Source organism: Bradyrhizobium sp. LeoB3, assembly GCF_055456055.1.
Map to the genome: position 1 here is coordinate 1 of NZ_JBVBEF010000185.1, position 6982 is coordinate 6982.

Consider the following 6982-nt stretch of genomic DNA (forward strand, 5'->3'; position numbering starts at 1 on the left):
CTCAGCAGTGCCCATATTGCCGAAAGCAAATCCGTGAAAAACAGCGGCGAAAACACAATCTGCCAAAGTAGTGCTAGACTTGTAACTCAGCCAGGCGCGACGCATGGGCGAAGTAGCCGGAGGACCGCGACACCAAATGCTTGAAACCGACTTATCCTTCGCAGCCATGGCCGAAGCATTGGCGAAATCCGCTGACTACCGCGTCCTTCGGCGCCTGGTCCCTCGAGAGATTTTCACTCCGTCAATCGGTCAAAGCACGAAGACCGTCATCCTTATCGACGTAGATCGGCACGCTGATCGATGACTGATCGCACGCGGCCGCCCGTCGTCCGTCGACGACGGAAGATCAGGCCCACTTATCTTCTTCGCGGCGGGCTTCGTCCTCATTGAGGCGCTCTGCCACGTCATCGGCGATCGGTGAATCTTCAGTGGTCGCGATCGGCGTGCCGTCCTGTTTCTTGATCTTTTTGCCTTCGGCTTGCACTGGAAAATCATCGGGTTTTAGCGGTTTCTTTGAAGCCGACATCGCGACTACCTCCTGTGAGGCGACATGATAGCACGCTCTAAGTATCGGGGCCGCCCCGAACTCTCGCTTGGCTGGGTGCGTCCCCTTCGGGACGCGTGCTCACTCGTTTTCATCCTCGCTAAGTTCCCGCTCTGCCAGGAACCAGAACTCGAGGTCTCGGCCCGGAGGCCGCCCGTGCTGTTCCCAGAGTTCGTGGGCACGAGCCCTGATTGCTTGCTTGGACCGCCGCGCGGCTAGGCGCCGTTGCAGGCTCTCCCTCAGATCCTCGACGAACGCCTTGAGCCGCTGATAGGTCGTTTGGTCGGTTATCCCGGAAGCCAGCCGCTTCGCCTGTTCGAGTTGGCGCTCTAACTCTTGGCGATCGGTGCTATGGCTCATGGCCGCCTCCGCCTAGTTAAAACGGTGGAGGCAAGATCGTTCATTTTTAGTCTAGTTCGTGCCTCCGGGAAGCCGGATCACGAGGCGCGAGCTTGCACATGCGGCGGAGCCGGCGCCCCGTGCCCGTGGTGCAACAGAGGTAATCCTCCCGAGATGCCGGAGGACTTCGAGGCGACGGTAACGGCGGATGATGACCTAGGTTGAGGAGTCTCTCTGATGACAACAGTCTGGATCTACAAAGGACGGGACACCTTCAAAAAATTCGATACCGAAGATGAGGCGCAGGCGTGGCTTAAGGAAAACGATCCGGAGGGCGTCGCTATCGAGCACCAAATAAGCGAGCCGCTGCCCGCCGGGTCGGCAGATCGATATGGGGTGCCGAAAGCGGATGAAAGGAGCTAGACTCTGAAAACTATTGAAATCGAGCCATACGACCCCGACAAACGCACATGGTCGGAGCCCGAGCGCGCCACGAGCTTTCGAACCATCAATGGCATGCCGATGTACTGGTGCGACGACCGCGGCGTTGTGCACGTCTGCGAGGGCGCCGACATCCACCCCGATGCCCGAGTGTACTGGACGCTTTGCGGCAAAGACGCATCGAATGATTGGGTTTATCTGGCGAAGGACGAAGCGATCACCTGCCCGCTCTGCCAGGAACTGGCGCGCGTCGCAAACGACCCCTGACGTTAGCCGATGGGAGTGCACTGAGAATGAAATAGTGCGCCCTCTGCGATAACTTCCTCTGGGTTTGCGAGAACCATCCGAACCAACCTTGGCTTAGCATCCATGCGTGCACGTGCGGCGGCGCCGGCATGCCGTGCCCGCGTTGCAACAAACGTTGACGAATCGTCGCCTCCGGCGTTGCCAAAAAGCTTTGTTCGGCGCGACGACGACGCGTTCTGCAAGGCAAAAAAGCCCCCCATCAAGGGCCGCGGCGCGCTTTCGTGATTGCGGGAGCCTGGTTGTTGATGAAATCATTTTATGCAACCTCGCTAAGTTCGAGCGAGGAGTCGCAAGGCGTTATGCGTGCACATTTACGATTTCTTTATAAGAGAACGGTTGTGGGTTGAGGTCAAAATCTCGCGATGCGCGAGAGTTACGTTCACAGTTCCTCAGTATTTGTTGCTTTGCGCGGACAGCCTTGTCGTGCGTTTTATGCTCCCGCTTCCCAAGCTTTTCCCGAGGCAGATGGAAGTTCGGAGCCATATTGCCCATCATGGAGCCGAAAAGACGCGGGGGCGGGTTTGCCGACCTTCTGCCCCCGCGTCATCGGAGGGGTGAACCATGACGTACACCGAATCTTCTTCTGAGCTTTAACTTGATCCTGCTCGTCTACGTCCTGTTAGAGGTGAAGGCGCTTCGTGACTTTTGGCACCGACAAGATGGCGAAGGTGGATAAGCCGGAGCAACCGGAGATCAACCGCGCCAAATGGGAAGCGCTACAACGCAGGGCAAAAGACCGAGACCAACCGTAGGGCGGACTTTGCCTCTTGGTTGCGACAGGAGCGGATCGTGTGTGTGCGTGCGTGTGTTTGATGTCGGCTGCTCGACGTCCGCGCGATAGATCGGAATGCCGTCACGTTCAGCCCGTTCTTGCGCTACCCACACGCCCGGCAGAACAGCATTGCGAATGCCGTTCAGCGTCTCAATCGGATACCGCGCCATTGATCACCATCGGCTTCTGGCGCGTGCGCAGCTTGACATCCATGCGCGGTATGAATCACCCGCTGGAACGGTGGGCCGGGCCGCTGAATGTCTTTCTGAAAGCCGATCCCAAGACCGCGTTAGCGCAGAGCACCTTGCGGCGCCCTCACGCTGACCGAGCGGAGTTCCCCCGGCCCATCAGAAACGAAATTGGAGCCGGCTGCCGGATGAACCAGCAACCGCCACGCCTACAACGCGGGCCCTCTCCCGTTGAGCTAAGTCGGCTGATGGCTCGTACAGGCGGGACATTGGTACTGTCCTAATCGTCCTAATTGCCGCACTTGCCGACCTACGCTTCACGCGCCACGGTACAATAGTGCACTGACTTCACAGCATCGAGGTGCTTGTCTTAGCGAGCGACCTCTCGCGCTGGTCGTCGGCTCCTCTGCCCAATGGCGAGCCGAGAGGGAGCGACGCCCCGGCGCGATCCCCTGCGATTTGACGCCGGGGCCGTCCGCTCGGGAAGGTGCGCGAGCACTCTTGCAGCAGGCGCGACAGTTTGTGGTCTCGTACATCCGCATTTCACCCGAGCCGCAGTACCGAGCATTGGAAGCTCATGGAAACCAAACGCAAGCGCAACCGAGCCAAGCAGACCACTTCACTCCAGGAGCGGCTGGTCGCCTCAGCTCGCCAGGCTCGCACGCAGGCATGCGGCCTACCTCCCGGCGCCGAGCGGCAGAAACTGCTCCGGCAGGCGCGGCAAGCCGAGCAGGCTGCCGACATGAACGAGTTTCTTAGTCTGGGCACGCCGAAATGAAGTTTCCAGTGAGGTCTCAAGACGGTAGCGACATTTGTCTAGACAGCCACGGAGCAGCTTATGGTCGGAGACCAGAACACCACCGAAACCGACGTTGACCTACAGCGGCGCATTGAGAAGGCAATAGAGCACACATTGTGAGGGCGGTTTGCGACAATTTGGTGCTCCACCGCTCGCGCAGCTCGGCAGCGACCTCGAAGCTATAGGCGATCAGGCCCTGACATTGCGGAAAGGCCCCGATTATGAATCGGGGCCTTTCTCTTTAGGTCAGCCGCGCTTCCGACAATGGTAGATTAGTCGCGCTCTTTTATGATGGTCTTGCTGCGCGTACCGTCATCATGTTCTTTGTTGATAGTCGTGGTGCGGTCGCTTGGCTCGTGTTCCTTGACCACCGTTTCACGCTCTCGCTCCCGGTAGCGATCGTGATCGCGATCCTGACCGACGGTCACGCCAGCGCCACTCGGGCCGACACCAACGCCGACACCAACATCTTCCGCGAACGCAGGCGTGACGAGGGCAGTCATCATAGCGATCAACAACACCTGTTTCATCCCGCATCTCCTCTTGTTCCTCTTAAGGGAAGAGCAATCCAACACTCTACGGGAAGTTCCCGGAAGTTTCGATTATGACAAGCGCACGGGAACAATTGGCAACCGGCCGGGAACGACACAGCCGTTTAGTTGATTATCGTATGCATCACCGCACGCACCTCGGTGATGAGTACGCCAGGTGCGCTCCTGCTTACTCAAACAAGGAGCAACACATGGAAGTGCGGCGTCGTTCTAAACAATCAACGACACTGGAAAACCGGTTGGCTGAAGAGGCCGTGCGCCTCCGCAAGGAAGCTCAAGGCGGTCCCCCAGGCGAACGCGAACGACTTATTCGCAGAGCACGTCAGGCGGAGACGGCGGCACATTTGAGCGAATGGCTGAAGCCTCGGCGCCTTCAGCCGCTCCGGTAACCTGTCAGCCCGTTTTGCCCTCTCTGCACAGTGGGAACGAAATCTGTCCGCAACAGTCGACTCTGCGCCTCCGGCCGATCGTCCCCCGAAAAAAGCCCCGGCCAGAGGAAAACCTGCCCAACCAGGTTGGCGGCCCCCGTGATGGCTGGGGCCGTTTTACTAGGCGCGGATAGTACAATTTTCTCCGGGAACTTGAACCTTTTTCGGCATCCGGAGACAGAAGTGCACTGGGGCTTTTCAGGGCCCAGTATTTAGCGCAGCGCCCCGTGACGAATATACTCCGTCAGGCGGCGCTGTTGCATTTTAGAGTTCAACCTTAAGGTCAAGGGTTCGGTCCACAAGCGCAATCGAGCCAAGTCATGGTGCCGTCCCTCTTGTCCGCTCACCCTCGCCGGCCTGTGACTGTTCACCATAGTTCCTTGTCGCCGCTCTCCGCCAGCGACATCAGATTCAATCGTTGAGGTTTATCGAGGAAGCCGCGATGGCTTGCTCCACTTCCTTCACCAATGCTCGGTGATGTTCGGCCAGCTTGGCGAAGAGCGCTTTCTTGGTCGCGTTGGTCGCGAGCTTGCTGATTAAATCGCACTCCGCCGCTTCATTCCGAAGCTTCTCCAAGTGCGCTTGCATGTCTTTCATGAGTCGGTCCCCCGGACGGCGGGAAGATTAGGCAACATGGAATCCGCTGGCCACCCCCTGACAAGCGACGAGATCAAGCCAAATCACGTTCCAAAATAGACCGAGATGAGATGCGAAGAGTTACTTACTTCCCGGTTTGCTTTTTGCCCGGTTTTTGTTTGGTTTTCAGCTTTTCCTTAGCTTTGAGCACGTCGGCCTGACTGCGGTACGCCTTCGCCAGATTGAGGAAGGTTTCTGAGATTTCAGCATCGGCGAGTGCGAGCGCGATGCGCTCTTTGCTTGTTTCCGGTATTGCTTGGATTGCCTCACCGTCCGCACTCCTTACGTAGGCAAAGCATGGCAGAAATCATAACACGAGAACAAGGGTGCGCGATTAGACTCATGGGGCAGCGCCCTACAAGTGGGTGCATCTGGATAAGGAGGATCGCAGTGCGCTGTGGCAGCCTTAGTGCTCGAGACGACTCCGGAGCTTCTTGATGATTTCCCGCAGATTGTCCGCGTATTCTTGGACGGCTCGGCGCGCCTCCTCCAAGCGCGAAGGCTCGGGCTTGGCGCTTCCTGACCGGAGCGATGATCCTCTGACGGCGGCTTCATACCCTCTGGTCGGAGAAACCACACGGGCACCATTGATCTAAATCAATGAAACCGACATCCGCCATCGATGCGTCTCCGCTCGCTACTTGTCTTGGCTGAAGAGCCAGGATTCAACCGCCCACCTACAATGCGGGCGCTCTACCTATTGAGCTAAGCCGGCTGAATGGTTGCGCGCTTGACCGCCTAACCCATGTTAGCGGCCGGCGCTCTTCCGCGACGATGACGTGACAGAACAGCGGGGAAACCGGCATCATTCGATTAGGAACGAAGTCTGCTTTCCTCTATTGTCGTTGCATCATCGCACTGACCTTGGCATCTATCGGTGATGAGAACGCCGGTTGCGCTCCCGCCCCCACTCAAAATAGGGAGCAGCGCATGCAAGAGCGGCGTCGTCTCCAACAATCAGGACCACTCGAAGAACGGCTAGCTGAAGAAGCAGCACGCCTGCGCAAACAGGCCCAAGGCACTCACCCGGGTATCGAACGCGAACGACTTATTCGCAGAGCACGGCAAGCCGAGACTGGAGCGCAACTGAGCCAATGGCTGAAACCATCCGCTCATCGACTGCCACGATAAGCTCGCCGTTCCGCGTTAGTTGGCTGAAGAGGAGGATTCGAACCTGCGACCATGGCATTAATGGTGCCCTGCGCTACCGCTGCGCCACTCTCCAATCTTTTCGGCTGAGCAAGGAACAAAATTGATCGACGATGGTCGATTCTGCGCCTCCGGTCCCGGTTGCGACTGCACCCTCAGCCCCCGGCCGGAGGAAAATCAGCCGTGTGGTTGGCGGCCCCAGCGGTGACAGGCTGGGGCCGTTTCGTTGAGCCGTTACAGCGCTACTCGACCTCGCCTTTGGGACTAGCCAGCATAGACTAACGTAGATCAATGAAGCTTGGTGGCCGTGGGACCGGGGCATGAAACGCAAACGCAATCGAGCCAAGCAAACCACCTCGGCCTACAATGACGTCCGCGTTGCACCTGGTCCGGTCGCTTCAGCGCCCATTCGCCAAGTGCCGTGCGAGGGCAGCGGACATGGGCACCAATCATGAGCTATGCGTCGAGGATCATTCTTCACCTGCCACTATCGAACGAAGACCTATTGAGCGCCTTCGTCGAGCAGTGCCCTCGCGATAAAGTTGCTCTTATTGCAGTCGTCGGAGAAGGCGCGGCGCGGATAGAGGATATCATCGACGAACTCGTGATGGGCGACGCGTCGGATATACGCGCTTGTTACCACCACCTCGCACTCGAATGAGTCGGTGGAGGAGGTGTTGGAGTTCGCTGGTTGGTGGAACGACGAGCGAGATCGGCCGGTCCAAATAGTAAAATTATAGCCCGCAAGGATATCCGCTAGACTGTATGTCCCCTCCACAAAATGAGGCGACTCACCCTCAATGTTGCGACGAGGGTTGCCTGGATGGAC

The 6982-nt window shown here is 58.1% G+C and carries 8 protein-coding genes and 2 tRNA genes; 3 read left to right on the plus strand and 7 right to left on the minus strand.

The window, feature by feature from the left end; all coding sequences use genetic code 11:
- Positions 1-346: 346 nt before the first annotated feature.
- Complete coding sequence (locus ACZXDY_RS43955) at positions 347-526, minus strand: hypothetical protein (protein ID WP_464349776.1); 180 nt, start codon at positions 524-526, stop codon at positions 347-349.
- A 99-nt stretch (positions 527-625) separates the two neighbouring features.
- Positions 626-904, minus strand: a complete 279-nt coding sequence (locus ACZXDY_RS43960) for a DUF2934 domain-containing protein (RefSeq protein ID WP_464349777.1) — start codon at positions 902-904, stop codon at positions 626-628.
- 216 nt (positions 905-1120) lie between these two features.
- On the opposite strand from ACZXDY_RS43960, the gene ACZXDY_RS43965 reads away from it, so the two are divergent.
- Both ACZXDY_RS43965 and ACZXDY_RS43970 read left to right on the plus strand, forming a co-directional pair.
- Entirely contained in the window at positions 1121-1306 is a 186-nt protein-coding gene (locus ACZXDY_RS43965) for a hypothetical protein (protein ID WP_456647183.1), read from the plus strand.
- Positions 1307-1399: 93 nt separating this feature from the next.
- Positions 1400-1591: a hypothetical protein gene (locus tag ACZXDY_RS43970; RefSeq protein WP_464349778.1), complete on the plus strand. Its 192-nt coding sequence runs from the start codon at positions 1400-1402 to the stop codon at positions 1589-1591.
- A gap of 1171 nt (positions 1592-2762) precedes the next feature.
- On the opposite strand, the gene ACZXDY_RS43975 is transcribed toward ACZXDY_RS43970, so the two are convergent.
- Positions 2763-2836 (minus strand) — tRNA-Tyr (locus ACZXDY_RS43975).
- Positions 2837-3167: 331 nt separating this feature from the next.
- Between ACZXDY_RS43975 and ACZXDY_RS43980 the strand changes: the two genes are divergently transcribed.
- Positions 3168-3368, plus strand: a complete 201-nt coding sequence (locus ACZXDY_RS43980; RefSeq protein WP_463331494.1) for a hypothetical protein — start codon at positions 3168-3170, stop codon at positions 3366-3368.
- A 293-nt stretch (positions 3369-3661) separates the two neighbouring features.
- Here the strand turns inward: ACZXDY_RS43980 and ACZXDY_RS43985 are convergent, their stop codons facing one another.
- From ACZXDY_RS43985 to ACZXDY_RS44000, 4 genes are all read right to left on the minus strand, one after another.
- The gene (locus ACZXDY_RS43985) at positions 3662-3919 is read right to left on the minus strand and encodes a hypothetical protein (protein ID WP_130231836.1); all 258 of its coding nucleotides are present in this window, start codon (positions 3917-3919) and stop codon (positions 3662-3664) included.
- 860 nt (positions 3920-4779) lie between these two features.
- Entirely contained in the window at positions 4780-4965 is a 186-nt protein-coding gene (locus tag ACZXDY_RS43990; protein ID WP_130229592.1) for a hypothetical protein, read from the minus strand.
- A 1190-nt stretch (positions 4966-6155) separates the two neighbouring features.
- Positions 6156-6229, minus strand: a tRNA-Asn gene (locus tag ACZXDY_RS43995).
- Between the two features lie 426 nt (positions 6230-6655).
- Positions 6656-6982: hypothetical protein (locus ACZXDY_RS44000; protein WP_464349779.1), on the minus strand; the 327-nt coding region annotated here is incomplete at its 5' end.